Consider the following 24,823-nt stretch of genomic DNA (forward strand, 5'->3'; position numbering starts at 1 on the left):
CGGCTTCCCGGCCCCCGCAGCGCGCATCCGCGCGCCCGGAACCGGGCGAAGAGCAGGCATCACCCCCCCCACCCGTGGAGGTCCCGATGCAGCTGCGCCACTTCCCCCACCGGCGGACCCAGGAGCCGGCCGCCCAGGAGGACGCCCCCGCCGACGGCAACCGGGTCTTCGCCGTCCAGCGGACCGGAGCCCTGGCCGTCGCGGCGGTGATCCTCGTCTTCGGCCTGCTCGGCTTCGCCGGCGGCCTCGACTTCTTCTCCACGGAGGGCGAGCCCATCCTCGGCATGTCGTCGAACGGGCTCCTGTCCACGATCTCCGTGCTCACCGCCGTGGTGCTGGTGGTCGCGGCGCTGCGGAGCCCTCGCGTGGCTTCCACGGTGATGATCGTCGTCGGCACCCTGTTCCTGGTCTCGGCGCTGGCCAACCTCGCGGCGCTCCGCACGTCGTTCAACGTGCTGGCCTTCGAGATGGAGAACGTCGTCTTCTCCGTCGTCGCCGGCCTGCTGCTCCTCCTGCTCGGCGCGTACGGGCGGGTCAGCGGCAGCCTGCCGCCCGACAGCCCCTACGCCCGCCCCCGGACCGAGGACAGCGAGCCGGAGTCCTACCCGTCGACACCGGCCGAGTTCGCCGCCGAGCGGGCGATGCGGGCCGCCGAGATCGCCGTCGTCAACCACGTCGCGACCGCCGATCAGCGCCGCCGCGTCGCCGCGATGGCGGAGGTGCACAGCCGGGGGGATCGCCGGCGGGTGTGGATGGAGTTCGACCGGTCGTCCTCCTGACGCCGGTCAGTCCTCCGGTTCGGGGTGCCGCGAACCCGGGGCGATCTCGGCCCCGGCCTCGAGCCGGGCGGCCCGGCCGACCAGCGTGATGTCGCCGTCCCCACCGACCACGGCGCCCTCCCCCACGTCGACCCCGTCGTCGAGGACGGCGCGTTCCACCCGCGCTCCCGCACGCACCCGCACCCCCGGCAGCAGCACCGAGTCCACGACCGCCGCCCCTCGCTCCACCACCACGCCGGGCGACAGCACCGATCCGCGCACGTCGCCCGAGACGCGGGTGCCCCCGGACAGGAGGCTGTTCTCGATCCGCCCGTCGTCGAGGACGCGTGCCGCGCTGTGCCGGCCACCCCGGGTGTGCAGCGGCCAGGCCGGGTCGTCGAGGTCGATCGGGGGTTCGGCGGCGAGGAAGTCGCGGTGCGCCTCCCAGTAGGCGGGCACGGTCCCGACGTCGCGCCAGTAGCCCTCGAGCGGGTACGCGCGGGCCAGGCCGTCGCGGGTCTGGGCCGGCAGCAGGTGGCTGCCCAGGTCCTCGAGGCCCTCCTCGCCGAGCTCGTCCTCGAGCCCGTCGAGCCGGTCGAGCGTGGCACCGGGCGTGAAGACGAAGACCTCGTTCGTGGCCGTGGTCGTCGCGGGCTCGTCGGGCTTGTAGGCGTAGCCGGTCACCCGGTCGCCGTCGACCTCCACGATCCCGTACCGCGAGGCGTCATCGGCCGCGACCTCGGTGGTCACCATCGTCACCTCGGCACCGGACCCGAGGTGCGCGTCGACCACCTCGCGGTAGTCGAGCTTGTAGACCGCGTCGGAGCTGACGACGACGAGCGCGTCCGGGGCGTGCTCACGGATGAGGTCCGCCTGCCGCCAGAGCAGGTTGGCCGTGCCGGTCACCCAGCCGCCGCGGTCGGTGCCCTGGAACGGCGGCAGCACCATCATCCCGCCGGTCGTCCGGTCGAGGTCCCACGGCCGGCCGTTGGCGAGGTGGTCCGACAGCGACGTCGGGTGGTACTGCACCGACACCCAGACGTCGGCGATCCCCGAGTGCTGGCAGTTGCTGAGCGGGAAGTCGACCAGCCGGTACACGCCGGCGAACGGGACGGCGGGCTTGGCGCGCTGCTCGGTGAGCAGCTCGAGGCGGCCCCCCGCGCCACCGGCGAGCACGAGCACGAGGATCCGGGGAAGGGCCATGCCCCGCCCCCTACCCGGCGTGCCGACACGCACGCACCGGGAATCACGCGGACGCCATCGGGCTTCGCACCTGTCGTGCCCGTCTCCCGCCGCCTGCCGCGGACCGCCGCCTTCTGGTCGGTCGCCGTGCTGCTGGTGCTCATGCTCGCCGCGTCAGGAGTGCCCTCCCCGCTCTACCGCGTCTACCAGGAGCAGTTCGGGTTCAGCTCCGGCGTCCTGACGACGGTCTTCGGCATCTACTCCTTCGCGCTGCTGGCCTCCCTGCTGGTCGTGGGCGGGCTGTCCGACCACGTCGGGCGGCGGCCGGTGCTGGTGGCGGCGTTCCTCCTCGAGGCCGCCTCCATGGCGCTGTTCCTCTTCGCGGACGGCGTCGGCTGGCTGCTGGCCGCCCGCGTCGTCCAGGGCCTGGCCACCGGTGCGCTCACCAGCACGCTCGGCGCCGCGCTGCTCGACCTGCAGCACCGCGACCGGCCGCTGGGCCCCTTCATCAACAGCGCCTCCCCGGGCCTCGGCCTCTCCCTCGGCGCGGTCGGGGCCGGGCTGCTCGTGCAACTGGTCCCCTCGCCCACCGACTGGGTGTTCGGCGTGCTGACCGTCGTGTTCGTGCTGGCCGCCGTCGGCACGTTCGTCCTGCCGGAGAGCTCGCCGCGGCTCCCGGGGGCGGCGGCCTCGCTCGTCCCGCGCGTGCACGTCCCCCCGGCGCACCGCCGGGCCTTCGTGGTCGCCCTCCCGCTGCTGGTGGCGTGCTGGTCGGTCGGGGGTCTCTACGCCTCGCTCGGCCCGTCGCTGGTCGCCGACGTCTTCGGCATTGACAACCACCTCGTCGGCGGCCTGCTGATCCTCGCGCTGAACGGCACCGGCATCGTCGGCTCGCTGGCGCTGCGGACCGCACCCCCGGAGCGCGCCATGCTCGTCGGGGCGCTCGCCTTCACCGCCGGCATCGCCGGCACCCTCGTCGCCCTCTTCACGACCTCGACGCCGCTGCTGTTCGCCGCGGCGGTCGTCACCGGCTTCGGCTTCGGGGCCGCGTTCCTCGGCGCGGTCGCCACCATCACCGCCGGGGTGGCCGCGGGCTACCGCGCCGGCCTGCTCGCCAGCATCTTCGTCGTCGGCTACCTGGCCTTCAGCATCCCGAGCATCGTCGCCGGTATCGCCGTCGAGGGCGTCGGGCTGACCAGGACGACGGAGGTCTACGGGGGCGCCGTCGTCGTCCTCGCCCTGATCGCCGTCGCGGGCCTGCTGCGGGCCCGCCGGACCGCCGGGTCGCTGGCCGCGGCGGCCGAGCGACCCGAGGCCCTGGCGCCGGCTCATCTGCCCGGGTAGGGGCTCGCCTTCAGGGCGCGGGCCAGCGAGGCGGCGTTCTCCGCCAGCGTGGCGGTCGTCGAGGCGACCGCCTCGGGCGTCTCGTCCAGGTCCTTGTAGTCCCGGCTGCCCATGGCCTCGTCGTTCCAGTAGGTGCCCCCCTGGGCCGGGATGGTGAAGCCCATGTCGTTGAGGCCCTGCATGAGGTCGGCGGTGATCTTGTGCGCGCCGTCCTCGTTGCCGACGACGGCGGTCACGGCCACCTTGCCGGTGATCAGCGGCCGCCCGGTGTCGTCGGTCTCCGACAGCTCGCCGTCGAGCCGCTCGAGCACGCGCTGCGCGACGCTGCTCATGTGCCCGACCCACGTCGGGGTGGAGACGATCAGGATGTCGGCGGCCATCATCCGCTCCCGGATGGCCGGCCACTCGTCGCCCTCGCCCATGTCCACCTCGACGCCGGGCTTCACGTCGTGGTCGACCACGCGGACGACGTCGCCGGTGACCCCGTGCTTCGCCAGCTCGTCGAGCACCTGGCGGGCCATGACGTCACTGCTGGAGGGCGCCGGCGAGGGCTTGAGGCTGCAGACGAGGGCAAGGGCACTGAGCGGCGCGGATTCGGTCATGCGCCGTCAGATGCCCCGCAACCGATCGCCTTCACACATCAGCGCCGGACGGCCTCGACGAACCCCGACACCCGTTCCCGCAGCTCGGCGGCCCGTTCGGCGACCACCTCGTCGGGGTTGCGGTCCTGCAGCCACGGCGGGATCTCCGTCCGGACCCGCTGCGCACAGGCGAGGTCGGCGCAGATGTAGGTGCCCACCGTGTTGCCGTTGCGCCCCGCCGCGCCGGTCCGCTTCGCGGTGAACAGCGAGACGGCGTCGCCGGACTGCGTGGTCTGGCAGAGCAGGCACATCGCCGTCGTGCGGACCGACATCCTCGACTCCGCCGCCCGCACCGCGATGCCCACCGGGCGGTCGTCGGCCTCCACGACCAGGTAGCCGCGGAGCGGGGCCTTGGGGTCCCGCCAGCCCAGCAGCTCGAGGGAGGACCAGTCCAGGTCCGCGAAGTCCCGGGGCAGCGTCAGGCCCTTGGCCTCGCCCTGCGAGCAGTTGAGGAACGAGCGGCGGATCTGCTGCTCGGTGAGGGCGTGCACGATCGATCTCCTTGCGATGGGGGCCCGTCCATCCTGCGCGACGGGTCCGCCGTCCTCATCCGATTTTCGCCAGCGCCGCCGGCACCTCGGCCGGGGTGGTCACGACCACGGCAGCTCCCGCGTCCTCCAGCTCGCCGTCCTCCGCCGGGCCCCAGCCGGCTCCCACGCAGGGCAGACCGTGGGCGGCGGCGCCGAGCACGTCGTGCGACCGGTCTCCGACGAGCACCGGCGAACGGCCGTCCGGGTGCGCGGCGAGGGCCGCGGCCACCACCTGGTCCTTGTGCCGGACGGCGCCGTCCATCGTCGCGCCGTGGACGCTCGCGAACTGCCGCAGCAGGCCCGTGTGGTCCAGCACCCGGACGGCGAAGGGCTCGGGCTTGCTGGTGGCGACGGCGAGCGTCGCGCCCGCCTCCCGGAGCACCTCCAGCAGCTCCGGGACGCCGTCGTGCACGGTGACGTCGAGCAGCGCCCCGGCCGCGTAGTGCTCGCGGTAGGAGGCGACGGCGCGGGGGACGTCGGCGACCGGCACGCGCAGCACCAGCGCGAAGCCGTCCTGGAGGGGCGGGCCGACCATCGCCCGCAGCTGCGCCGGCGTCGGCTCGGGCAGGCCCAGCTCCCGGGCCGCGTGCCGCACCGAGGACCAGATGCCCGGCGACGAGTCGACCAGCGTGCCGTCGAGGTCGAAGAGGACGAGCCGGTTCGCCGCGTTCATGGGCGCGACTCCGACCTCGATCCGCTCCTCGCTCGCTGGCGCTCGCTGCGATGCTCCCTCGGGCGTCGTCACGCCGGCAGGTCGCCGCCCGGCCCCGCCGCTTCCGCCAGCAGCCGCTCGCGCAGCTCCTCGGGCAGCCGGTCGACGTAGACGGTGCCGTCCAGGTGGTCCATCTCGTGCTGCAGGCAGCGGGCGGCCATCCCGGTGGCCTCGATCGACATCGGGTCGCCCTTCACGTCCACCCCGTCGACCCGCGCGCGGAAGGCCCGCGGCAGCTCGGCGTAGGGGCCGGGCACCGAGAGGCAGCCCTCCTCGGTGACCTCCTCCGCCGGCTCGTCGCCGACCGGCTCCGGGATCGTGAGGGTCGGGTTGACCACGTAGCCGACGACGTCCTCCCCCTCGGCGTCGGGGCAGTCGATGACGAACACCCGGGCGTCGACGCCGATCTGGTTGGCCGCGAGACCGACGCCGTCGGCCGCCTCCATGCTGGCGAACATGTCGAGCAGCAGGCGGCGCAGCGGCTCGCCGAACTCGGTCACCGGGGCGCACGGCCGGTGCAGGACCGGGTTGCTGCCGTAGGTGACGATCGGCCGGGCGACGCCGTCGTAACGGCCGGGCAGGCGCATGGGCACCGATCCTAGGGACGGCCCGGATCCGACCGGTTGGCACGATGACCGCCGTGACCGTCCCGACCGCCCTGGGCCTCGCCCTGGGCTCCGCCGCGGACCACCTCCTGGGCGACCCCCGGCGCGGTCACCCGGTGGCCGGGTTCGGGACGACGGCACTGGCCCTGGAGCGGCGCACCCACCGCGATTCCCGGGCAGCCGGCGCCGCCCACGTGCTGCTGCTGACCGGCGCGGCGGCGCTGGCGGGCGCGGCGCTGGACCGGTGCACCCGGCGCCGTCCCGTCGTCCGCACGTCGGTGACCGCGGCGGCGACGTGGGCGGTCCTGGGCGGCACGTCGCTCGGCCGGGCGGCGACGACGATGCGGCGGGCGCTGGACGCCGGCGACCTGCCCGCCGCGCGCGCCGCCCTGCCCGCGCTCGCGGGACGGGACCCCGCCGGGCTGGGCGAGGCGGAGCTGGCGCGGGCGACGGTGGAGTCGGTCGCGGAGAACACCTCCGACGCCGCGGTCGCCCCGCTCGTCTGGGGCGCCGTCGCCGGCATCCCGGGGCTGCTCGTCTACCGGGCGGTCAACACGCTCGACGCGATGGTCGGCCACCGCTCACCGCGCTACGAGCGGTTCGGCTGGGCCGCCGCCCGGCTCGACGACGTCGCCAACTGGGTGCCCGCCCGCGTCACCGCCGCGCTGACGGTGGCGTGCGCACCGCTGGTGGGCGGCTCGGCCGCCGGCGCCCTGCGCACCTGGCTGCGCGACGGTGCCCACCACCCGAGCCCGAACTCGGGCAGGTGCGAGGCCGCGGCCGCCGGGGCGCTGGGGCTGCGGCTCGGCGGTCGGAACGTCTACGGCAGCCGGATCGAGGTGCGGCCCGCCCTCGGGGACGGCCGTCCACCGGGCACCGGGGACATCGGCCGGGCGGTCCGGCTCTCGCGGGCGGTCTGGACGGCGGCGGCGATCCTCGCGACGGCGGGCCGGATCGCCCGCCGGCGCTGACCGCCGTCGAGCAGCCCGCGCGGGCGGGAGAGGACGAAGAACCCGGCGGGATCGACCCGCAGGTGGCTGGCGGGCGGGTCACCCGGGCCACGGCCACCCCGGACGGCGACGACGAGCGTGGTGATCGCGAGCCCGCCGAGGGCCAGCAGGACCAGGACGAGGAGAACGGTGGCTGAGGTCATGCCGGAACAGTGGCATGGTCGGGACTGGACAACAGCAGTCCACTTCGGCATGGTGGTCGCATGCCACCGGTCGTCGAGCAGTCCACCCCGCGCGAACTGGCGGGTCTGATCGGGCCGGTCGACGGCCTGCCCGCGCCGCGCTACGCCGGTCTGGCCCGCCGCATCCGCGACCTCGTGACCACCGGCTCTCTCCCGGCCGGCCACCGGCTCCCGGCGGAGCGGGAGCTCGCGGCCGAGCTCGACGTCAGCCGCGTGACGGTGGCGTCGGCCTACCGGGTGCTCCGCGAGGAGGGCTTCGCGAGCACCCGGCACGGCTCCGGCACGGTGACCGAGCTGCCGGCCGCCGGCTCCCGCTGGCTCCCGCCGAGCAACCGGCCGGGCGTGCTGGACCTGGCACACGCCGCCCCGGAGGCCGCACCGGCGCTGGTGGACGCCTACGGGGAGGCGATGGCCGTCCTGCCGTCGCGCCTGGGCGAGCACGGCTACGCGACGGGCGGCCTGCCGGAGCTGCGGGCGGCGATCGCCGAGCGGTTCACGACCCGCGGGCTCCCGACCGACCCGGACCAGGTCGTGGTGACCGCCGGCGTCGGCGACGCGACCGCCGTCGTCCTGGAGACGCTCCTCCAGCCCGGCGACCGGGTGCTCGTCGAGCACCCGACGTATCCCGGCATCCTCGCGCAGGTGGCGGCCGCCGGCGGGCGGTGCACGCCCGTCGCCGTCGACGCCGCGGAGCCCGACGCCCTGGTCCGCGCGGCCGACCTCGCCGCGCGGCAGAGCAGCCCCCGGCTGGCCTTCGTGATGCCGGACTTCTCCAACCCGACCGGCGCCCGGCTGTCCGCCTCCGGGCGCCGTCGGCTGGCCGCGACCCTGTGGCAGCACGGCGTCCTCACCGTCGTCGACGAGGTGTCCGCCGAGCTGCACCTCGACGACGGTCCGCTTCCGCCCTTCGCCGGGAGCCTCCCCGACGCCGCGACGGTGACCGTCGGCGGTCTGTCGAAGGCGGTCTGGGGCGGCCTGCGGATCGGCTGGATCCGCACCGACGCCGCGCTGGCCGCCCAGCTCGGCGAGACGCTGGGCCGGCGGCAGCTCTCGGTCGGCCTGCTCGACCAGCTGGCGGCCACGATCCTCCTGGGCCGGCTCGACGAGGTGCTCGAGCACCGCCGCGCGCAGCTGCGGGACCGGCGGGACGCGCTGCTGGCGGAACTGGCCCGCCTGCTGCCGGACTGGCACGCGCCGGCGCCCGCCGGCGGCCTCTCCGTCTGGTGCCGGCTGCCGCCGGGCGGGAGCTCGGCCGCCCTCGCCGCGGGAGCCGCGCAGCGCGGGCTGGTGCTGGCCGAGGGCCGCGCCTTCGGCACCGGGCACGCGTTCGACGACCACCTGCGACTGCCGTTCACCCGCCCGGCCGACCAGCTCCGCCGGGCGGTCGAGCTGCTGGCGCAGGTGCAGGCGGGCCTGCGGGCCGAGCCGGCGGGCGACGGTCTCCCGCTTCCGCGCACCGTCGTCTGACCCCCGAGCGCGCACGTCGGGCCACGGTGGGTGACGGCGCCCCGCCGGTGCCCCGATGCGACCGGAGCGGTTCCGTTCCCCCCTGCCCTTCGACTCCTGCGGCGGCGCCCCAGCCGTCGTACCGTCCTCCCAGCGGAGCGACCGGTCCCGACGAGGGGCCCGGCATGACGGAGTCGAACTCACGGCTGATGCGCCGCGTGGCGCGCCGCGTTCGAGGGGGAACTGCCATGGCGTCTCCAGCGCTCTCACGCCCACGTCCGAACACCCGTTCCGCGAGGGCGCCTCGGCACGACGCGGCGCCGAGGGCCGCCGCACCCCGCGCGCCCGAGCGGGTCACCGGTCGCTACCGGTACGACCGGGCGACGCAGTCGTGGTGGTGGTCCCCGGAGATGTTCACGATGCACGGCCTGCCGGCGACCTCCCCGCCGCCGGCCACCGACGAGTACCTGCGCTACCAGCACGCCGAGGACCGCACGCGCGTCCTCGAGGCGATCGCGCGGGCCTGCGGGGACGGCCGCGCCTTCGCCCTCGAGACCAGGATCGTGCGCGCCGACGGGCAGGAACGGGCCGTCGTCCTGGTGGGCGAACCGCAGCGCGGCACGGCCGGTGAGATCACCGCCGTCGAGGGCATGTGCGTCGACATCACCGACGGCCGACCGCCCGCCGGCGCCGACCGGACCAAGGCGCTGGAGGCCGAGGTCGAGCAGATGCGCGCCGCCATGGCCAGCCGGGCCGCGATCGAGCAGGCCAAGGGCATCCTCATGCTCCTGACCAGCTGCGGCGACCAGGTCGCCTTCGACCTGCTGGCGCACATCTCCAGCCACACCCACCGCAAGGTGCGCGACGTCGCGGAGGTCATCACGCAGTCGGCGGCGGGCGCGCGGCGGCTGCCGGACGACGTGCGCGCCATCATCCGCGACGCCTGCCCGCCCACCCAGCCGCTGCGCTGATCCCGGCCTGGGTCGGGCCCGCGCCGGGCCGTTCGGGACAATGCCGGAGCCACGTGCCGACATCCGTCGACGGCGTGCACCCGACGTGCCCGAGGAGGAAAGCGCGGCGTGGTCTACCTCATCTCGCGGCTCATCCTGCGACCGCTGTTCCTGCTGGTGTTCCGGCCGCACGTGGAGGGCCGCGAGAACGTCCCGCCGACCGGCCCGTTCATCATCGCGAGCAACCACCTGTCCTTCATCGACAGCATGGCCATCCCGCTGATGGCGCCCCGGCGCGTGGGCTACCTGGCCAAGGCGGAGTACTTCCGCGGGACGGGGATCAAGGGCTGGTTCACCAAGACCTGGTTCACCGCGCTGGGCGCGCTCCCTGTCGAGCGGCAGACCCACCGCGCGGCGCAGGAGGCCCTCGACACCGCGATGACGGTGCTGCGCGCCGGCGGCGGCTTCGGCATCTACCCGGAGGGGACCAGGTCCCGCGACGGGAAGCTGGCCCGCGGGAAGACCGGCGTCGCCTGGTTGGCGCTCACGGCCGACTGCCCCGTCGTGCCGGTGGGCATCCGGGGCACCGACCGCATCCAGCCGGTGGGCGCCAGCTGGCCCCGGCCGCACCGGTTCTCCGTCGTCTTCGGGGAGCCGCTCACCTTCCCCGACCACCGCGGTCAGGCCGGCAGCAACCGCGCCCGCCGCGAGGTGACCGACACGATCATGGAGTCGGTCGCGCGGCTGTGCGGGCAGGAGAAGGCCGGCTGGTGAGCGTCAGCCGGCGGTGAGCCGGTCCCGGATGTCGTCCGGCCACGGGATCGCCCGTCCGCCGTCGGTCGCGACGTAGGTGTTGCGGACGACGCAGCACTCCCGCTCCCCGACGCGGATCGTGTAGCGGACCGTGACGCTGGTCCGGCCCACCCGCTCGGTCTCCGCGTCGACCGCGACCGTGTCGCCCCAGCGCGCCGACGACGTCCACTCCAGAGTGCTGGCCTTGACCACGGGGTTCACCCGCCCGGCGACCACGTCCCAGGGCAGGCCGTGTGCGGCCCACCAGTGGTTGGAGGCCTCGTCGGCCCACGTCAGGTAGTGGGCGTTGAACACGACGCCCTGCTGGTCGCACTCCACGAACCGGACCGGCGAGCTCCACACCTCTGGCACGGGGCGCCACGCTAGCGGGGGCACCGGTTACCGTCAGTCCGTGGACACCGTCGAGGACGTGCTGGCCGGCTACCGCGCCCCGGGCGGGCTGGTGCTGGACAAGGTCATCGACCACCTCGACCGGCACTGCCGCGAGTTCATCGCCCACTCCCCCTTCGCCACGCTGGCCACGGCCGACGCCGAGGGGTGGCCGGACATCTCCCCGCGCGGCGGCGACCCCGGCTTCGTGCACGTGCTGGACGAGCACCGCCTGCTCCTGCCCGACCGCCCCGGCAACAACCGCGTCGACAGCCTGCGCAACGCCGCGGCCAACCCCCGGGCCGCCCTGATGTTCCTCGTGCCCGGCATCGAGCAGACGCTGCGCGTCTACGGGACGACGACGCTGCTCCGGCCGGAGGACCTCGACGTCGACCTCACCGAGTTCGGCCGGGCACCGCTGTCGGTCCTGCAGATGACGGTGCACAAGGCCTACTTCCAGTGCCCGAAGTCGGTCATGCGGTCGGGCCTGTGGGACTCCTCGCGGCACGTCGACAAGTCCGCGCTCACCCCGTTCGGCCGCGTGCTCAAGGACCACTGCGCGCTCGAGACCGACCTGCCCGACGACGCGACCATCCGCGCCGACCTCGCCCAGGAGCTCTGAGCCGACCGGAACGTCGGTCCCCCGCTCTAGCCTGCGCCCATGTCCTTCGACGTCCAGATCGTCATCGACAGCTCCGGGCCGCACGACCTCGCCGACTGGTGGGCGGAGGTGCTGGGCTGGCAGGTCGAGGTCCAGGACGAGTCCTTCATCCGCCGCATGGTGGAGACGGGGGCCGCGGCCGAGTCCGACACCACCCAGCACCAGGGCGCGCTGGTGTGGAAGGCCGGCGCGGCGGTCAACAGCCCCGACCCCGGCCGTCCGCGGCTGCTGTTCCAGACCGTCCCCGAGCCCAAGACGGTCAAGAACCGGCTGCACCTCGACGTCCGCGTCGGCGCGGACCGCCGCGAGGCGGAGGTCGCCCGGCTGCTGGGTCTGGGCGCCACGGAGCTCTGGCGCGGGTCGCAGGGGCCCTTCGAGTGGGTCACCATGGCCGACCCGGAGGGCAACGAGTTCTGCGTGACCTGAGGGCGGCCGGCCCGCCCGGCCTCAGCCGGCGCGGAGGTCCCGGAGGAGCTTGCGGTCCGCGACCGCGCGCTCGGCCAGGATGCGCGACCGCTGACGGCGCCGGCGCCGACCGCTGCCGGAGTAGCGGGCGTCCTCCACGAGCTGGAACGCGGCCAGCACGCTGGCCTGCACCTCACGGGCTCGCGGCACAGCCGGTCGTACCGGTTCGAACGTCGTCACTGGGACCCCCGTATCCCGGAGCGTCCCGCCGCGTCCGCCCCGTGGGGCCATGGTGCCCCGCTATCGGCAGTCGCAACCCTCTCCGTGACCAATTGGTGCCGATGTGTCACAAGTGACAGTCGAGCACCCGTACCGTGCCCCCATGGCACGTCCCCTCACGCTGATCGGTCGCGTCGCCGGGCTGGTCCGCCGCACCGTCGCGGCGAGCGCGCCGCGACGGCGACCGGCCGGTCCGCCGTCCGCCGCGGTCCCGGACGTCGAGTACCGACCCCGGGCCGACGGGCGCCCCGACCCCGGCGAGATCGTGTGGGCCTGGGTGCCCTACGACGAGGGCGACGGCCGGGGGAAGGACCGCCCGGTGCTCGTCATCGGCCGGCGGGGCGAGGTCCTCCTCGGCCTGATGCTGACCAGCAAGGACCACGACCGGGACGCCGCGGACGAGGCCCGGCACGGGCGGGTGTGGACCGACATCGGCACCGGCTCGTGGGACGCCCGCAACCGGCCCAGCGAGGTCCGGCTCGACCGGTTGCTGGAGCTCGACCCGGCGGCGGTGCGCCGGGAGGGCGCCGCGCTGGACCGGGAGCGGTTCGACCGCGTGGTGGGCGCCGCGCGACGGGTCCAGGGCTGGTGAGCGGCTAGAACGGGACCTGCTGCGCCAGCAGGCCCTCGCCCCGGCCCCGGCCGGACAGCACGCGGCAGAACTCGACGGCGTCCAGCTCGAGCTCGTCACCGTCCGTGCCGGCCGACCACCTGCCGCCCGCCGGCCCGGTGAGCCGCAGGCGGTACGGGCGGCCGTGCCGCGCGGCCCACTCCGCGACGACGTCGGCGACGATCGTGCCGTCGTGGCCGGGGGTCAGGTGCAGGTCGCGCCCGGTCGCCCGGGCGACGTCGGTCCGGTGCATCCAGGTGTCGCGGGTGAGGACCACGTCGAAGAGGAAGCCGAACCGCCATCGCTCGGTCTGCCCGCCCACCTCCTGCGCCTCGGGGAGGACCACGCGCCCCAGGACGGCGGCGAGCCGGCGCCGTCCCCGCACCGCCCGCGGGGCGACGGAATCCAGCTGCGCGACGACGTCCTGGGCCGACAGGCCGGAGGTCCGCCGGACCTGGACGGCGGTGAGCGCGTCGATGCCGCCGCCGGCGCGTGTGGAGGCGATGTTCTGGCTCGCGAGCCCCCGCACGGAGGCCACCATCTGCGCCATGCCGAGCACGTGGCCGGCCATGGCGCGCACGTCCCAGGCGGGGCAGTCAGTAGGCCGTGACCAGTCCTCGGGGCCGAGGTCGCGCAGCTGGTCGGTGAACCGGCGGTACTCCTCGGCGGCCAGGCGCATCGCCGGTCCGCGGTCGAGGACGGCGGCTCGGGCAGGAGGACGGGCGGTCGTGGTCGCGGTCATCGGCGTGCCTCTCCGGGTGGGTTCATCGGATTCCGCCGTGGTGGGCCAGCCACATCGCGACCACGGCGGGCAGGGTCGACGTGTAGGTGCCGGTCTCGAACGGTTCCCCCGGCGCGTTGGCCAGCTGCTGGGAGACGACGCCGCTGATCAGGGCGGTCTGGGTGCGGTACGCCAGCTCGAGGTCGGCGCTGTCGGCTAGGAGCCCGGCGTCGCGCAGCTCGACGAGGAAGGCGCGGTTCAGGCGTTCGAGCTCCACGGCCGGCGCGTAGGCGCGGGCCGAGGGCGTGAAGCCGGGAACCGGCCGCCAGAACATCAGCGGCGCGTAGGCCGGGTGCTCGACGGCCCAGCGGACGAAGGCCGTCTCGACCACCACCAGGGTCTCGGCCGGCGGCCGTCCCGCGGACTCCTCCTGGGCCCGGACGACGACGGCGAGCAGCTCGCGCCACCCCCGCTCGAACAGGGCGTCGTAGAGCGCGTTCTTGCCGTCGAAGTACCCGTAGAGCGACGGCGGCCGGATGCCCATCCGGCGAGCGACCTCCCCGAGCGTCAGCCCGGCGACCCCCTGGTCGGCCATGACCTCGACAGCGACGTCGAGCACCTGCTCGATGGTCTCCTGCCGCCGCCGCTGCCGGCGGTCCAGGGGCACGGTCCCGGTCACGACCGAAAGTGTCCTAACACCGTTAGGACATCAACAGGGTCGTAGGACCCCGATCGTCACTCGGCCGCGGCGGACTCGTCCCGCGCGGGCTTCCGCGCCGGCGGCCGGAGGTTGTAGACGCCGACGCCCTCGGTCAGCGGCTCCAGGTCGTACCGGTGCACGACCTTGGGGCCGCCGTGGAGGTGGACGTGGGTGACCGTCGGCAGCGGGTCGCCGTGCCGGGCCGCGCGGATCTCCACACGCCCGTCGAGGGGACCGCCGACGAAGAGCAGCACGGCGTCGTCCGCGCTCGCGCCCGTCCCGGTCGATGCGTCCTCGGTCAGCTCCGCCTCCAGCGTCTGGTGCGCCGCGCCGCCGGTCGGCACGGTGCCCGGCCAGCAAGGGTAGGCCCGGAGGACGGTCCCGGTCAGCTCCCGGCGGATCTGCGCAGCCATCGGGCGACCAGCGGGGCGCTCAGGAGCATGACGAACAGCCGCAGCACCTGGACGGCGAGGACGAACGTCGCGTCGGCGCCGATGTCGCTCGCGGTGGCGAGCACCGCGTAGAGGCCGCCGGGGGTGGTGGCGAGGTAGCCGTCGAGCGCGCTGACGCCCGTGGCCACCGAGAGCACCGCGCCGAGCCCGGCCGAGGCTGCGATCAGCCCGAGGATCACGGCGAGGGCCAGCGGCAGCGCGCGGCCGATGGTGCGCAGGCTGTCCCGGGTGAAGCTCACGCCGACCTGCAGGCCGATGACGAGGAAGGCGGCGGCCTGGACGAGGGCGGGCACCTCCGCGCCGCGCCCGAGCCCGGTCAGGTCGACGACCGCGGCCGCCACCATCGGGCCGAGCAGCGCCGCCACGGGCACCCGCGCCAGCCGCCCGGCGACCAGCCCGACCACGCCGCACCCGACGGTGAACAGGAGCCCGGCGGGCCAGCCCGGGCCCTCCTCGGCCGGACCGGCGGTGCCGCTCCCCGAGGCCCCGTAGACGACCGTCGCGACCACGGGCATCAGGACGACGATCAGCAGCACCCGCAGGTACTGCAGGACGGCGACCATGCGGTCGTCGGCGCCGAGGTCGCGCGCCATCGCGATGATGCCGGAGGCGCCGCCGGCGATCATCGAGAAGGCGCCGGTCACCGGCGTGATGCCACGCTGCAGGCGCAGCAGCAGACCGGCGCCGAGGCTCAGGGCGAGCGTCCCCACCGTGACCAGGAGGACGGGCAGCCAGTTGGCGGCCACCGCCCGGAGCGTCTCGAGGTCGACCAGCGCCCCCATCGCCACGCCGATCACCGCCTGGCCCGCGGTGGTGGCCGGACCGGGGACGGCGACCGCGCCGGGGAGCGCGAGCGCCCTGACCAGGCCGGCCAGCAGCCCGCCGAACAGCGCTGGGGAGGGCAGGCCCAGGGCCGCGAAGCCGAGGCTCGCGACCACGGCGGCGGCGACGACGGTGGCCAGCGGGAGCAGCTCGCGACCCCGGTTGCCCACGGGGCCACTCTGCCCGGTCAGGCTCCGGTGATCCGCCGCAGCTCGGCCACGTGTGCGTCGAAGGCCGCCCGCCCGGCTGCCGTCAGGGCGAGGTTGGTGCGCACCCGGGAGGCGCGGGTGGACTTGCGGACGGTCACGTAGCCGGCCTCCTCCAGCTGCTTGACGTGCTTGGAGAGGACCGAGTCGCTCACGCCGACGCGCTCGCGGACCAGGGCGAAGTCCATGTCGGTGACCGCCGCGAGGAGGCCGCAGACCTGCAACCGCGGCGGCATGTGCACCACGGAGTCGAAGCGCGGCTGGACCGAGGTCACAGCTCGCCCCGCAGCTCCGCGACGTAGATGCGCGCCCACCACTGGCTGATCGCCGCGAGCCCGATCCCGACGACGACGCCGGCGACGACCATCGCGCCGCGGATCTCCAGCCCGAACTCGAACGCCGCACCCGCGGCCACGACGACCGCGTAGCCGACGAACCAGACCCTGACGGCCCGCTGGGTCGCCCCGGGGCGGAGCCCGCTGACCCACATGCCGGTGATCCGGCGGTAGATCGCCATGAGCGCGCGGAGGCCGAGCAGCAGCACGAGGAGCGCACCGGCGATGACCCAGGCGTTGCGCGTCGAGTAGGACGCGATGAAGCCGGCGACCAGCAGGCCGAGGAGCGCGTCGTACCACCACGGCTGCACGGCCCGGTCGGCCAGCGCCGCCCGGTCCGCATCCAGCGCGGCGAGCTCCGCCGCGGCCGCCGTCCGGTCCATGGTCTCGCCGTCGCTTTCCATGTCGGAAAGCATGGCGCTCGCTTTCCGGATCGTCAAGTGACCCGTCATCGGCGTGCAACAAACGCCTGCGAGGGTCCCTCCCGGACCTCGCGCGCGGGAGCCGGCCGCGGCGCTGCGATCCTGTTGTCCCCACGACCCGCGCCCGAGGAGACGAGCTGAGCACCGACCCGCACCCGTTCGCCGGCACCCTGCTGGGCGAGACCATCGACGCCGTCGTCCCGCGGGACGTCGCGGCCGAGCGCGCCGCCCGGGAACGGCTGGACCGGATGACCAAGCCGCCGGGCTCCCTCGGCGTGCTCGAGGACGTCGCGGTGCAGCTCGCCGGGATCGCCGGCACCTGCCCCGCCCCGCTGCCGGTCCCGGCCGTGGTCGCTGTCTTCGCCGGCGACCACGGGGTGCACGCGCAGGGGGTCACACCGTGGCCGCAGGAGGTGACCGCCCAGATGGTGGCGAACTTCCTGGCCGGCGGGGCCGTGGTGAACGCCTTCGCCGCCGAGCTGGGCGCCGAGGTCGTCGTCGTGGACGTCGGCGTGGCCGCGCCACTCGATCCGGCGGAGAACCTGCTCGACCGGAAGGTGCGCGCCGGCACCGCCGACCTCGCCGAGGGCCCGGCCATGACGCTCGACGAGGCGCGCCGCGCGGTCGAGGCGGGCATCGAGGTGGCCACCCGCCTGGCCACCGCCTCGCCGTGCCTGGTCACCGGCGACATGGGCATCGCCAACACGACCGCGTCCGCGGCGCTGGTCTGCGCGTTCACCGGCGCGGACCCGGCCGCGGCGACCGGCCGCGGGACCGGGGTCGACGACCCGACGCTCGCGCGCAAGGTGGCCGTCGTGGCACAGGCCGTCGAGCGGGTGCCGACGCCGCCGGCCGGCCCGGACGAGGCGCTGGCCGCGCTCGCGGAGGTGGGCGGGCTGGAGCACGCGGCACTGGCCGGCTTCGTGCTCGGCGCCGCGGCCGCCCGGGTGCCGGTGCTCCTGGACGGTGCGATCGCCGGCTCCGCCGCGCTGGCCGCGGCCGCCCTCTGCCCCACCGCGATCGAGTACGCGATCGCCGGGCACGCGTCGGTCGAGCCGGGGCACGCGATCGCGCTCGAGTCGCTCGGCCTGCGCCCGCTGCTCGGGCTGGACCTGCGGCTCGGCGAGGGCACCGGCGCACTGCTGGCGCTCCCGCTGGTGGCGAGCGCCGCACGGGCGCTGCGCGACGTGGCCACCTTCGACTCCGCGGGCGTCACGGAGAAGTGAACGCGACGCCGGTGGACCCGGGCAGCGGGGTCGTCTACCCCGTCGGCCTGCGGCTGCTCGACCGCCGGGTGGTCGTGGTCGGCGGCGGTCAGGTGGCCCACCGCCGCGTCGCCGGCCTGCTCGCCGCGCGCGCCCGCGTCACCCTGGTCTCCCCCGAGGTGACGCCGGCGCTGGAGGCGCTCGTCGAGCCGGGCTCGCTCACCTGGGTGCGCCGTCGCTACGAGCCGGGCGACCTCGACGGCGCGTGGTATGCCGTGGCGGCGACCGACGACCCGGCCGTGAACGCGGCCGTGGCCGAGGAGGCCGAGCGCGCCCGCATCTTCTGCGCCCGCGCCGACGACCGCGCGGCGTCGAGCGTCTGGACCCCCGCGGTCGGCCGGCACGGCGAGCTGGTGGTCGGCGTGCACGGCGGTGGCGACCCCCAGCGGGCGATCGGTATCCGGGATGCCGTCGTCGCCGGCCTCACCGACGGGAGCATCGCCGACCGCGCGGCGCGCACGCCGGAGGTGGCCCGCGGCGGCAGCGTCGTCCTGGTGGGCGGAGGGCCCGGTGATCCGGGGCTGATCACCGTGCGCGGGAGGCAGGCGGTCGCGCAGGCCGACGTCGTCGTCGCCGACCACCTCGCCCCGCTCACGCTGCTCGAGTCGCTGCCCACGTCGGTCGAGGTCGTCGACGCCTCGAAGCTCCCCCGCGGCCGGTCGATGGCGCAGGAGCAGATCAACGCCCTCCTGGTTGAGCGCGCGCTCGCCGGCAAGCGGGTGGTCCGGCTCAAGGGCGGCGACCCGTTCGTGTTCGGCCGCGGCATGGAGGAGCTCGAGGCGTGCGTGGCCGCCGGCGTGCCGGTCGAGGTGGTCCCGGGCGTCACCAGCGCGATCTCCGTCCCGGCCCTGGCCGGCATCCCGGTCACGCACCGGGGCCTCACCCACGAGTTCGTGGTCGTGTCCGGGCACCTGCCCCCGGGCCACCCCCAGTCGCTGGTCGACTGGCCGGCGATCGCCCGGCTGCGCGGCACAGTCGTCGTCCTCATGGGCGTGGACACCGCGCCCGCCATCGCCACCGCGCTCGTCGAGCACGGGCGGGCCCCGGACACGCCCGTGGCGGTGATCGCCGACGGCTCGACGCCGACACAGCACGCCGTCCGCACCACGCTGGCCGAGCTGCCCCGGACGATGGCCGAGGCGGGGATCCGGCCGCCCGCCGTCTGGGTGGTGGGCGCCGTCGTCGCCCTGAACGGCCCGCACGACGCTCCCCCGCCGGACGACGACGACCTGGACTGAGCGCTAGCTCCCGGAGTCCTCCGCGAGCGTGTGCGCCACCAGGGCGTTGGCGTGGCCGTGCCCCAGCCCGTGCTCGGTCTTGAGCCAGCTGACCAGTTCCATGTGCTTGGTCAGCGGCGAGGAGCGGATGACCTCCTGCCATTCCGCGATCGACCGGCCGTACTTCTTCTCGATGGAGGGGAAGTAGCTGGCCGGGCCCGTGACTGCGTCGCTCACGCGCCCACTCTGCCGCATACCGCCGGCGAAAGCACTTGTACTGCAGATGTAGCACTCCTACTATCTGCGCCATCGATCCGGGAACGCGCTCCAGGGACGGTGTCGCCGCATGAGCTCGCAGTTCGAACCGGTGGTCCGGGTCTCCGGCCTGCAGATGACCTACGGCACGCACGACGTCCTCACCGGCGTCGACTTCGAGGTGAACCCGGGCGAGGTGGTGTGCCTCCTCGGCCCCAACGGCGCCGGCAAGACGACGACGATCGAGATCCTGGAGGGCTTCCGGAAGCGGTCCGGGGGCGCCGTCCAGGTGCTCGGCGAGGACCCGGCGGTGGCCGGGGACGCCTGGCGGGCCCGCGTCGGGGTGGTGCTCCAGTCGTGGCGCGACCACGCGCGCTGGACACCCCGTCGGCTGCTCGAGCAGCTGGGCGGGTACTTCGCCCCGTACTCGACGCCGGAGCACCCGCGGCCCTACGAGCTCGACCGGCTGCTGGACACGGTCGGGCTGACCGAGAACGCCGACCGGAAGATCGGCACCCTCTCCGGCGGCCAGCGGCGGCGGCTGGACGTGGCGATGGGGATCATCGGGCGACCGGAGCTGCTGTTCCTGGACGAGCCCACGGCGGGGTTCGACCCCCAGGCCCGGCGCGACTTCCACGACCTGGTCCACCGGCTCTCCGACCTGGAGGGCACGAGCATCTTGCTGACCACGCACGACCTGGCCGAGGCCGAGCGGCTGGCCGACCGGATCCTCGTCCTGACCGCGGGCCGGATCGTCGCCGACGGCAGCGCCGACGAGCTCACCCGCCAGGTGGCGGGCACGTCCGAGGTGCGCTGGTCCCGCGGCGGCGAGCGGTTCGTGCACGCGACCGAGGAGCCGACCCCCTTCGTGCGGCGGCTCTTCGAGCAGCACGGCGAGGAGATCACCGACCTCGAGGTCCGCCGGGCCAGCCTCGAGGACACCTACATCGCCATGGTGCGGCGGTTCGAGGCCGGCGACCGGACCGCTCCTGCACTCGCGGAGGTCTCCCGGTGAACCCGACCCGTCACGCGATCGCGCTCGGCCTGCGACGCGGCTGGACCGAGTTCGTGCTCAGCCTGCGCAGCACGCAGGACCAGGGCTTCTACCTGTTCGTGGGGGTCGGGACGCTGGCCTACCTGTGGTTCAACCGGAACAGCGAGGTCGAGGGCAGCGACCTGATGCTGCCCACGTTCGCCCTCCCGAGCATCCTCGGTGCCCTGCTGGCGTTCGGCGTCGTCATCGGGCCGGCGTACGCGCTGGCGATGGAGCGGGAGGACGGCACGCTGCTGCGCCACAAGGCCCTCCCCCACGGGATGCAGGGCTACGTGACCGGCCAGCTGCTCTACCACTCGCTCGGGCTGGTGCCGCTGCTGCTGGTGATCCTCGTGCCCAGCTTCTTCCTGTTCGACGACGTCATGAGCAACGGCCTGGCCGGGTGGGCCACCGTGGCCTGGGTCGCCGTGCTCGGGCTGCTCGCTACGCTGCCGCTCGGCATGATCCTCGGCTCGGTCGTGCCGAGCGTCCAGAAGGTCGGCACCTGGGGGATGCTGCCGATCATCGTGCTGACGACGATCTCCGGGATCTTCTTCCCGATCCAGCAGATGTGGGGGTGGCTGCAGGTCGTCGCCCAGGTGTTCCCCACCTACTGGATCGGCCTGGGCATGCGCTCGGCGTTCCTCCCCGACGCCGCGGCCTCGCTGGAGGTGGGCGACTCCTGGCGCACCGGCATGACCGTGCTCGTCCTGGCCGCCTGGGCGGCGTTCGGGCTGCTGGTCACCCCGCGGGTGCTGCGCCGGATGGCCCAGCGGCAGTCCGGGTCCCAGGTGATGGAGGCCAAGGAGGCGGCCCTGCAGTGGGTCAAGTGACCGGGGACGCCGTCTACAACCGGATCGCGCTGCTCCGGGCGGAGCAGGGCGTGACGAGGCGGCAGCTGGCCGACGCCCTCGGCGTCCACTACCAGACCGTGGGCTACCTGGAGCGGGGCGAGTACAGCCCGAGCCTGCACCTGGCCCTGCGGATCGCGGAGTTCTTCGGACTGCCGGTGGAGACGATCTTCTCGACCGAGCCCTTCCCGCGGATCAGCGACCTTCGGCCACCGGCGGGCGACGAGCCGCCGGGCCGCACGGCCTGACATGCGAGTGGCGGGGTTCCTCCGCTCCCAGGCGGGGCTGGCCCGGGCGCTGTGGTGGTGGCTGCGCGGGCGCACGTCCGCCGGGCCGGACGACGTGCAGCTGCCCTACAACGGGCTCGACGGCGCGGTGATCTGGACGATCACCGCCGTCGGCGTGCTGGAGACGGTGGTCGTGCACGTGCTCGTCACCTGGGCGCCCCTGCGCTGGCCCCTGCTGGCGCTCAGCGTCTACGGGGTGCTGGGGCTGCTGGCCTTCGACCGCACGATGCGCCAGCACCCGCACCTGCTGCGGCCCGGCGAGCTGCTGCTGCGGTCCGGCCACTTCCGCGCGGTCCGCGTCCCCCTCGCCACCCTCGCCGGGGTGGCGAAGAGCGTGCGCAGCGAGCACCCGAGGACGCTCGAGGTCGACGGCGACTCCCTCGCCCTGTCGTTCATGGGCGGCACGGGCGTCGAGCTGCGGTTCTCCCCCGCCGCGACCGTCGAGGCGGACGGCACGGCCCACGCCGTCGAGCGGGTGTCGTTCGCCGCGGCCGATCCCGCCGCCGCGGTCCGCCTGCTGCGCGAGCGCGTGGCCGCCCCGGAGCACTAGATGTTGGCGCCGTCCGCCGGCGGGCCCTCCGGCAGCGGCGCGGCGAACCCCGACCCGGACGACGGTGGTGCGTCCATGCCGACCGTGTACGCCGTCATGGACAGCGAGCCGTACGCGTAGCCGTCGACGAGCACCTCCGCGGTCGTCCCGGTCGCCCCCGCGACCCCGGCGACGTAGAGCAGCGGCAGGAAGTGGTCGGGGGTGGGGACGGCGAGGTCGTAGTCGCGGTGCCCGTCGAGCCGGCCGACCTCGGTGGGGTCGGTCAGCATCACCTGCTTGGCCTCCTGGTCGAACCGCTGCGCCCAGTCGAAGCCCGAGTCCGGCAGCGCCCGGCTCACCCCACCCAGGTTGTGCACCACGTTGCCGCTGCCGATCACCAGCACCCCGTCCTCCCGCAGCGGCGCGAGCGCGGCCCCCAGCTGCAGGTGGTAGTCGAAGGACTTGAGCGCGTTGATCGACAGCTGGACGACGGGGGTGTCGGCGTCCGGGAAGGCGTGCACCAGCACCGACCAGGCCCCGTGGTCGATCCCCCAGCTGTCCACGTCGGCCCCCACCCACGTCGGGTGGACGACGTCGGCGATCTCCTCGTAGAGCTCCGGCAGCCCGGGCGGCTGGTAGTCGACGTCGAAGAGCTCGCGCGGGAAGCCGAAGAAGTCGTGGATGGTGCGCGGGCGGGGCATCGCCGTCACCGCGGTGGCCTGGACGTACCAGTGCGCGGAGACGACCAGGATGGCTCGGGGCCGTGGCACCGCCTGACCGAACGCCCGCCAGGCCTCGGTGTACCGGTTCTTCTCGAGCGCGTTCATCGGGTTGCCGTGGCCGAAGAACGCAGCAGGCATGACGGGCATCTGCTCTCCCCCTGTCGCCTCGACGACGGTCCCCGCAGCGATCATCACCCCGAGGACGACGGAGTGCGAGCGGTCCTCATCCCGTGGCGCTGGCCTCACACCCGAACCCCGCCGTGTGACGTGGGACACGGTGACCTACTGTGCATGCACCGTCACCGATGCCGGGAGGCTCCTCCGTGAGACGTTCGCACCGCCTGCTCTTCCTTCCCCTCGCCCTCGCGCTCTGCGTGCCCGCCGTCGCCGGTCCGGCCACCGCCGCCCCCACACCGAAGTACCCCGTCCCCCCGCCGGTCGAGTACTACGTCGACGAGACGAAGCTGCCGTTCGAGGCGCTGCCCGGCACGACGACCACCCGCGAGTGGGGCGTCCTGCAGGGCGCGGGCTTCCGCCTCGAGGTCCCCGAGAACTGGAACGGTGACCTGGTCGTCTACGCCCACGGCTATCGGGGCACCGGCGCCGAGCTGACGGTGAGCAACCCGCCGGAGCGCGACTTCCTGATCGGGGAGGGATACGCATGGGCGGCCTCGAGCTACGACGAGAACGGCTACGACGTCGTGTCCGGCGTGAAGAGCACGCACCGGCTCGCCCAGTACTTCGACCGCACCTACGGCGAGCCCGAGCGCCGCTACATCACGGGTGACTCGATGGGCGGGCACGTCATCGGCGTGACGATCGAGCAGTACCGCAACCAGTACGACGGTGCGCTCCCCCGCTGCGGGGTCATGGGCGACCGGCGCCTGTTCGACACGTTCCTCGACTACAACCTCGCGGCCCAGGCCCTCGCGGACGTCCCGCAGGTGTACCCGGCACCGGCGGACTACCTGACCACCACCGTGCCGCGGATCGAGCAGGCGCTCGGCGGCGGCCCCTCCTACCCGCGGACGCTCACCCCCGCAGGGCAGCAGCTTCGCGCGCTGACCGAGCAGCGCACCGGCGGGGAGCGCCCGCTCGCCGAGGCCGGCTTCGCGTCCTTCGGGGACTTCCTGTTCACCGTGCACCCGCAGTACCCGGGCTACGGCGAGGAGGGGCAGTCGAAGTCGGTCCCCGGCAACGCGGCCACCGTCTACCAGTTCGACGCCGACCCGGCCCTGACGCCCGCCGAGCAGCAGCTCAACGCCGAGGTGCTCCGGGTCGAGGCCAGCAGGGGCAGCAACGGTCTGTCCGGCGTGCCCACGATCGACGGCACGTTCGACGTCCCGGTGCTGACCCTGCACGGCCTGGGCGACCTGTTCGTGCCGTTCAGCATGGAGCAGCTGTACGCGCAGGACGCGGCGGCCAACGGCCGGTCCGACCTGCTCGTGCAGCGGGCCATCCGGTCGGTCGGCCACTGCGACTTCACCGCGGCCGAGCGCAACCAGGCCTTCACCGACCTGGTCGCCTGGGTGGAGGACGGGGTGCGGCCTGCGGGCGACGACGTCCTCGACCCGGCCGTCGTGGCCGACCGCCGCTACGGCTGCCGGTTCACCCCGGTGGCGCACGCCGGCGACCTCGAGCACGCGCGGTACTGCACGACCCCCTGACACGGGCATCGAGCGACGGGACGTCCGGGCACCGCCCGGGCGTCCCGTCGTCGTCTCAGCCGCGGCCCGCGAGCCGCTCCAGCAGCCGCCGGCGCTCCTCGGGTGCACGGTTCGGGCAGGAGGTGCAGGTGGGCATGCCGGGCATCCGGTCGAGCAGGCAGCACGACGCCCGCCGGACGAACCGGCGACCACCGACGTCCTCGTAGCGCGGCACCGGCAGCGGCGGCCCGACGGCGGCGGCGAGCGGTGCCGCGAGCCCAGTGGTCCGCCCGACGTCCCCCGTGGCCTGCCCGAGCACCAGCAGCCGGTTGGCGAGCGAGTCGGTCGCGATCGCCCAGAGCGGCCGTGCGCGCATCCCCCCGGCGTCGGCCACCGCCGTCACGACGGCCGCCAGGGAGTCGCGCAGGTCGGCGGCGAGGTCCCCGCCCCGGCCGCCCGACACGGCGGCGACCGGCCGGCCCGCGGAGAAGGCGACGGACAGGTCCTCGAGGCGCGCCGACAGCGGCGACCCGGCGACCAGACCGGCCAGCGGCGGCGTGAGCAGCACCGACGACAGGGAGTACCACCACACCGTGGCGGCGACCCGTGCGTCCGCGGCGCCGCGCACCTGCCGCGCCGTCCAGCCCGCATCGGCCAGCGTGGCACCCGGGACGAGCACCGCGGACGCCGGCGCGACCAGCCCGAGCGCCGCGGCGCCCGGCACCTGCGCCGTCACCGCGTCCTGGAGCCGCTCCGCCACGGGGTCAGTCTGACCGGCCGCCGCACGGAACCAGCCGTCCGCCGTCCCGGAGCAGACGCCCGGGGCCGCGGGCCATACGGTGTGGTGGGAGCCACAGTGCGAC

The 24,823-nt window shown here is 74.8% G+C and carries 32 protein-coding genes; 16 read left to right on the forward strand and 16 right to left on the reverse strand.

Annotated elements, in window-relative coordinates; translation table 11 throughout:
• The first annotated feature begins 86 nt into the window (after positions 1 to 86).
• A complete protein-coding gene (locus ACI78T_RS05880; protein ID WP_456557146.1) occupies positions 87 to 779 on the forward strand; it encodes a DUF4383 domain-containing protein in 693 nt (230 codons plus the stop codon).
• Between the two features lie 6 nt (positions 780 to 785).
• Here ACI78T_RS05880 and ACI78T_RS05885 read toward each other — a convergent pair whose 3' ends face one another.
• Positions 786 to 1,961 carry a glucose-1-phosphate adenylyltransferase family protein gene (locus ACI78T_RS05885; RefSeq protein WP_456557147.1) on the reverse strand — a complete coding sequence of 392 codons (1,176 nt, stop codon included), beginning with the start codon at positions 1,959 to 1,961 and terminating at the stop codon, positions 786 to 788.
• A gap of 75 nt (positions 1,962 to 2,036) precedes the next feature.
• Between ACI78T_RS05885 and ACI78T_RS05890 the strand changes: the two genes are divergently transcribed.
• Positions 2,037 to 3,284 carry an MFS transporter gene (locus ACI78T_RS05890; protein ID WP_456557148.1) on the forward strand — a complete coding sequence of 416 codons (1,248 nt, stop codon included), beginning with the start codon at positions 2,037 to 2,039 and terminating at the stop codon, positions 3,282 to 3,284.
• On the opposite strand, the gene ACI78T_RS05895 is transcribed toward ACI78T_RS05890, so the two are convergent.
• The 4 genes from ACI78T_RS05895 to def form a co-directional block, all read right to left on the reverse strand.
• Complete coding sequence (locus ACI78T_RS05895) at positions 3,269 to 3,886, reverse strand: flavodoxin family protein (RefSeq protein ID WP_456557149.1); 618 nt, start codon at positions 3,884 to 3,886, stop codon at positions 3,269 to 3,271. The genes ACI78T_RS05890 and ACI78T_RS05895 overlap by 16 nt on opposite strands.
• A 38-nt stretch (positions 3,887 to 3,924) precedes the next feature.
• Positions 3,925 to 4,416: an FBP domain-containing protein gene (locus tag ACI78T_RS05900; protein WP_456557150.1), complete on the reverse strand. Its 492-nt coding sequence runs from the start codon at positions 4,414 to 4,416 to the stop codon at positions 3,925 to 3,927.
• Positions 4,417 to 4,471: 55 nt separating this feature from the next.
• A complete protein-coding gene (locus ACI78T_RS05905) occupies positions 4,472 to 5,128 on the reverse strand; it encodes an HAD hydrolase-like protein (protein WP_456557151.1) in 657 nt (218 codons plus the stop codon).
• A gap of 68 nt (positions 5,129 to 5,196) precedes the next feature.
• Entirely contained in the window at positions 5,197 to 5,754 is a 558-nt protein-coding gene (def, locus tag ACI78T_RS05910; RefSeq protein ID WP_456557152.1) for a peptide deformylase, read from the reverse strand.
• A gap of 53 nt (positions 5,755 to 5,807) precedes the next feature.
• Here def and ACI78T_RS05915 point away from each other — a divergent pair, with 53 nt between their 5' ends.
• From ACI78T_RS05915 to ACI78T_RS05930, 4 genes are all read left to right on the forward strand, one after another.
• Entirely contained in the window at positions 5,808 to 6,743 is a 936-nt protein-coding gene (locus ACI78T_RS05915) for a cobalamin biosynthesis protein (RefSeq protein WP_456557153.1), read from the forward strand.
• Positions 6,744 to 6,985: 242 nt separating this feature from the next.
• Positions 6,986 to 8,431 (forward strand): MocR-like transcription factor YczR, encoded by a 1,446-nt coding sequence (gene yczR, locus ACI78T_RS05920; protein ID WP_456557154.1) that lies wholly within the window; start codon positions 6,986 to 6,988, stop codon positions 8,429 to 8,431.
• Between the two features lie 227 nt (positions 8,432 to 8,658).
• Complete coding sequence (locus ACI78T_RS05925) at positions 8,659 to 9,381, forward strand: PAS and ANTAR domain-containing protein (RefSeq protein ID WP_456557155.1); 723 nt, start codon at positions 8,659 to 8,661, stop codon at positions 9,379 to 9,381.
• 108 nt (positions 9,382 to 9,489) lie between these two features.
• Entirely contained in the window at positions 9,490 to 10,134 is a 645-nt protein-coding gene (locus ACI78T_RS05930; RefSeq protein ID WP_456557156.1) for a lysophospholipid acyltransferase family protein, read from the forward strand.
• Between the two features lie 3 nt (positions 10,135 to 10,137).
• On the opposite strand, the gene ACI78T_RS05935 is transcribed toward ACI78T_RS05930, so the two are convergent.
• Positions 10,138 to 10,524, reverse strand: coding sequence for an acyl-CoA thioesterase (locus ACI78T_RS05935; protein WP_456557157.1), 387 nt, complete (start codon positions 10,522 to 10,524; stop codon positions 10,138 to 10,140).
• Between the two features lie 40 nt (positions 10,525 to 10,564).
• On the opposite strand from ACI78T_RS05935, the gene ACI78T_RS05940 reads away from it, so the two are divergent.
• Entirely contained in the window at positions 10,565 to 11,164 is a 600-nt protein-coding gene (locus tag ACI78T_RS05940; protein ID WP_456557158.1) for an MSMEG_1061 family FMN-dependent PPOX-type flavoprotein, read from the forward strand.
• Between the two features lie 39 nt (positions 11,165 to 11,203).
• Positions 11,204 to 11,629, forward strand: a complete 426-nt coding sequence (locus tag ACI78T_RS05945) for a VOC family protein (RefSeq protein WP_456557159.1) — start codon at positions 11,204 to 11,206, stop codon at positions 11,627 to 11,629.
• A 21-nt stretch (positions 11,630 to 11,650) separates the two neighbouring features.
• Here the strand turns inward: ACI78T_RS05945 and ACI78T_RS05950 are convergent, their stop codons facing one another.
• Positions 11,651 to 11,818, reverse strand: a complete 168-nt coding sequence (locus ACI78T_RS05950; RefSeq protein WP_456557160.1) for a hypothetical protein — start codon at positions 11,816 to 11,818, stop codon at positions 11,651 to 11,653.
• Between the two features lie 172 nt (positions 11,819 to 11,990).
• Here ACI78T_RS05950 and ACI78T_RS05955 point away from each other — a divergent pair, with 172 nt between their 5' ends.
• A complete protein-coding gene (locus ACI78T_RS05955) occupies positions 11,991 to 12,479 on the forward strand; it encodes a type II toxin-antitoxin system PemK/MazF family toxin (RefSeq protein ID WP_456557161.1) in 489 nt (162 codons plus the stop codon).
• Positions 12,480 to 12,483: 4 nt separating this feature from the next.
• Here the strand turns inward: ACI78T_RS05955 and ACI78T_RS05960 are convergent, their stop codons facing one another.
• From ACI78T_RS05960 to ACI78T_RS05985, 6 genes are read right to left on the reverse strand one after another with little or no spacing between them, the layout of a single operon-like run.
• Positions 12,484 to 13,239: a maleylpyruvate isomerase family mycothiol-dependent enzyme gene (locus ACI78T_RS05960; RefSeq protein ID WP_456557162.1), complete on the reverse strand. Its 756-nt coding sequence runs from the start codon at positions 13,237 to 13,239 to the stop codon at positions 12,484 to 12,486.
• 22 nt (positions 13,240 to 13,261) lie between these two features.
• Positions 13,262 to 13,897 (reverse strand): TetR/AcrR family transcriptional regulator, encoded by a 636-nt coding sequence (locus ACI78T_RS05965; RefSeq protein ID WP_456557163.1) that lies wholly within the window; start codon positions 13,895 to 13,897, stop codon positions 13,262 to 13,264.
• A 56-nt stretch (positions 13,898 to 13,953) separates the two neighbouring features.
• The gene (locus tag ACI78T_RS05970) at positions 13,954 to 14,331 is read right to left on the reverse strand and encodes a hypothetical protein (RefSeq protein WP_456557164.1); all 378 of its coding nucleotides are present in this window, start codon (positions 14,329 to 14,331) and stop codon (positions 13,954 to 13,956) included.
• On the reverse strand, positions 14,304 to 15,362 hold the full coding sequence (locus ACI78T_RS05975) for an AbrB family transcriptional regulator (RefSeq protein WP_456557165.1): 1,059 nt from the start codon (positions 15,360 to 15,362) through the stop codon (positions 14,304 to 14,306). The genes ACI78T_RS05970 and ACI78T_RS05975 overlap by 28 nt, the downstream gene beginning before the upstream one ends.
• A gap of 17 nt (positions 15,363 to 15,379) precedes the next feature.
• On the reverse strand, positions 15,380 to 15,673 hold the full coding sequence (locus tag ACI78T_RS05980) for a transcriptional regulator (RefSeq protein ID WP_456557166.1): 294 nt from the start codon (positions 15,671 to 15,673) through the stop codon (positions 15,380 to 15,382).
• The gene (locus ACI78T_RS05985; RefSeq protein ID WP_456557167.1) at positions 15,670 to 16,137 is read right to left on the reverse strand and encodes a hypothetical protein; all 468 of its coding nucleotides are present in this window, start codon (positions 16,135 to 16,137) and stop codon (positions 15,670 to 15,672) included. Before ACI78T_RS05985 ends, ACI78T_RS05980 begins: the two co-directional genes overlap by 4 nt.
• A 203-nt stretch (positions 16,138 to 16,340) precedes the next feature.
• On the opposite strand from ACI78T_RS05985, the gene cobT reads away from it, so the two are divergent.
• Complete coding sequence (cobT, locus tag ACI78T_RS05990; RefSeq protein ID WP_456557392.1) at positions 16,341 to 17,381, forward strand: nicotinate-nucleotide--dimethylbenzimidazole phosphoribosyltransferase; 1,041 nt, start codon at positions 16,341 to 16,343, stop codon at positions 17,379 to 17,381.
• A complete protein-coding gene (gene cobA / locus ACI78T_RS05995) occupies positions 17,378 to 18,658 on the forward strand; it encodes a uroporphyrinogen-III C-methyltransferase (protein WP_456557168.1) in 1,281 nt (426 codons plus the stop codon). The genes cobT and cobA overlap by 4 nt, the downstream gene beginning before the upstream one ends.
• Positions 18,659 to 18,661: 3 nt before the next feature.
• Here cobA and ACI78T_RS06000 read toward each other — a convergent pair whose 3' ends face one another.
• Positions 18,662 to 18,874, reverse strand: coding sequence for a DUF4287 domain-containing protein (locus ACI78T_RS06000; protein ID WP_456557169.1), 213 nt, complete (start codon positions 18,872 to 18,874; stop codon positions 18,662 to 18,664).
• A gap of 109 nt (positions 18,875 to 18,983) precedes the next feature.
• Between ACI78T_RS06000 and ACI78T_RS06005 the strand changes: the two genes are divergently transcribed.
• The 4 genes from ACI78T_RS06005 to ACI78T_RS06020 are packed head-to-tail and all read left to right on the forward strand — an operon-like array spanning position 18,984 to position 21,613.
• The gene (locus ACI78T_RS06005) at positions 18,984 to 19,907 is read left to right on the forward strand and encodes an ABC transporter ATP-binding protein (protein ID WP_456557170.1); all 924 of its coding nucleotides are present in this window, start codon (positions 18,984 to 18,986) and stop codon (positions 19,905 to 19,907) included.
• Positions 19,904 to 20,758 (forward strand): ABC transporter permease, encoded by an 855-nt coding sequence (locus ACI78T_RS06010; protein ID WP_456557171.1) that lies wholly within the window; start codon positions 19,904 to 19,906, stop codon positions 20,756 to 20,758. Before ACI78T_RS06005 ends, ACI78T_RS06010 begins: the two co-directional genes overlap by 4 nt.
• Entirely contained in the window at positions 20,755 to 21,024 is a 270-nt protein-coding gene (locus tag ACI78T_RS06015; protein WP_456557172.1) for a helix-turn-helix transcriptional regulator, read from the forward strand. Before ACI78T_RS06010 ends, ACI78T_RS06015 begins: the two co-directional genes overlap by 4 nt.
• Position 21,025: 1 nt before the next feature.
• Positions 21,026 to 21,613, forward strand: a complete 588-nt coding sequence (locus ACI78T_RS06020) for a hypothetical protein (protein WP_456557173.1) — start codon at positions 21,026 to 21,028, stop codon at positions 21,611 to 21,613.
• Here the strand turns inward: ACI78T_RS06020 and ygiD are convergent.
• Positions 21,610 to 22,452 carry a 4,5-DOPA-extradiol-dioxygenase gene (ygiD, locus tag ACI78T_RS06025; protein ID WP_456557174.1) on the reverse strand — a complete coding sequence of 281 codons (843 nt, stop codon included), beginning with the start codon at positions 22,450 to 22,452 and terminating at the stop codon, positions 21,610 to 21,612. The genes ACI78T_RS06020 and ygiD overlap by 4 nt on opposite strands.
• 185 nt (positions 22,453 to 22,637) lie before the next feature.
• Here ygiD and ACI78T_RS06030 point away from each other — a divergent pair, with 185 nt between their 5' ends.
• A complete protein-coding gene (locus ACI78T_RS06030; protein WP_456557175.1) occupies positions 22,638 to 23,981 on the forward strand; it encodes an esterase in 1,344 nt (447 codons plus the stop codon).
• Positions 23,982 to 24,036: 55 nt separating this feature from the next.
• Here the strand turns inward: ACI78T_RS06030 and ACI78T_RS06035 are convergent, their stop codons facing one another.
• Positions 24,037 to 24,720 carry a (2Fe-2S)-binding protein gene (locus ACI78T_RS06035; RefSeq protein ID WP_456557176.1) on the reverse strand — a complete coding sequence of 228 codons (684 nt, stop codon included), beginning with the start codon at positions 24,718 to 24,720 and terminating at the stop codon, positions 24,037 to 24,039.
• Between the last annotated feature and the right edge of the window lie 103 nt (positions 24,721 to 24,823).

This window comes from Blastococcus sp. SYSU D00922 (genome assembly GCF_054050495.1).

Excerpts from the sequence above, each read along its gene's own strand:
- ACI78T_RS06020 (WP_456557173.1), top strand. The coding sequence starts at position 21,026 with ATGCGAGTGGCGGGGTTCCTCCGCTCCCAGGCGGGGCTGGCCCGGGCG.
- ygiD (WP_456557174.1), bottom strand. The coding sequence starts at position 22,452 with ATGCCTGCTGCGTTCTTCGGCCACGGCAACCCGATGAACGCGCTCGAG.
- ACI78T_RS05905 (WP_456557151.1), bottom strand. The coding sequence starts at position 5,128 with ATGAACGCGGCGAACCGGCTCGTCCTCTTCGACCTCGACGGCACGCTG.
- ACI78T_RS05925 (WP_456557155.1), top strand. The coding sequence starts at position 8,659 with ATGGCGTCTCCAGCGCTCTCACGCCCACGTCCGAACACCCGTTCCGCG.
- ACI78T_RS05880 (WP_456557146.1), top strand. The coding sequence starts at position 87 with ATGCAGCTGCGCCACTTCCCCCACCGGCGGACCCAGGAGCCGGCCGCC.
- ACI78T_RS05945 (WP_456557159.1), top strand. The coding sequence starts at position 11,204 with ATGTCCTTCGACGTCCAGATCGTCATCGACAGCTCCGGGCCGCACGAC.
- ACI78T_RS05970 (WP_456557164.1), bottom strand. The coding sequence starts at position 14,331 with ATGGCTGCGCAGATCCGCCGGGAGCTGACCGGGACCGTCCTCCGGGCC.
- ACI78T_RS05885 (WP_456557147.1), bottom strand. The coding sequence starts at position 1,961 with ATGGCCCTTCCCCGGATCCTCGTGCTCGTGCTCGCCGGTGGCGCGGGG.
- ACI78T_RS05985 (WP_456557167.1), bottom strand. The coding sequence starts at position 16,137 with ATGGAAAGCGACGGCGAGACCATGGACCGGACGGCGGCCGCGGCGGAG.
- ACI78T_RS05955 (WP_456557161.1), top strand. The coding sequence starts at position 11,991 with ATGGCACGTCCCCTCACGCTGATCGGTCGCGTCGCCGGGCTGGTCCGC.
- ACI78T_RS06005 (WP_456557170.1), top strand. The coding sequence starts at position 18,984 with ATGAGCTCGCAGTTCGAACCGGTGGTCCGGGTCTCCGGCCTGCAGATG.
- yczR (WP_456557154.1), top strand. The coding sequence starts at position 6,986 with ATGCCACCGGTCGTCGAGCAGTCCACCCCGCGCGAACTGGCGGGTCTG.
- def (WP_456557152.1), bottom strand. The coding sequence starts at position 5,754 with ATGCGCCTGCCCGGCCGTTACGACGGCGTCGCCCGGCCGATCGTCACC.
- ACI78T_RS05895 (WP_456557149.1), bottom strand. The coding sequence starts at position 3,886 with ATGACCGAATCCGCGCCGCTCAGTGCCCTTGCCCTCGTCTGCAGCCTC.
- ACI78T_RS05960 (WP_456557162.1), bottom strand. The coding sequence starts at position 13,239 with ATGACCGCGACCACGACCGCCCGTCCTCCTGCCCGAGCCGCCGTCCTC.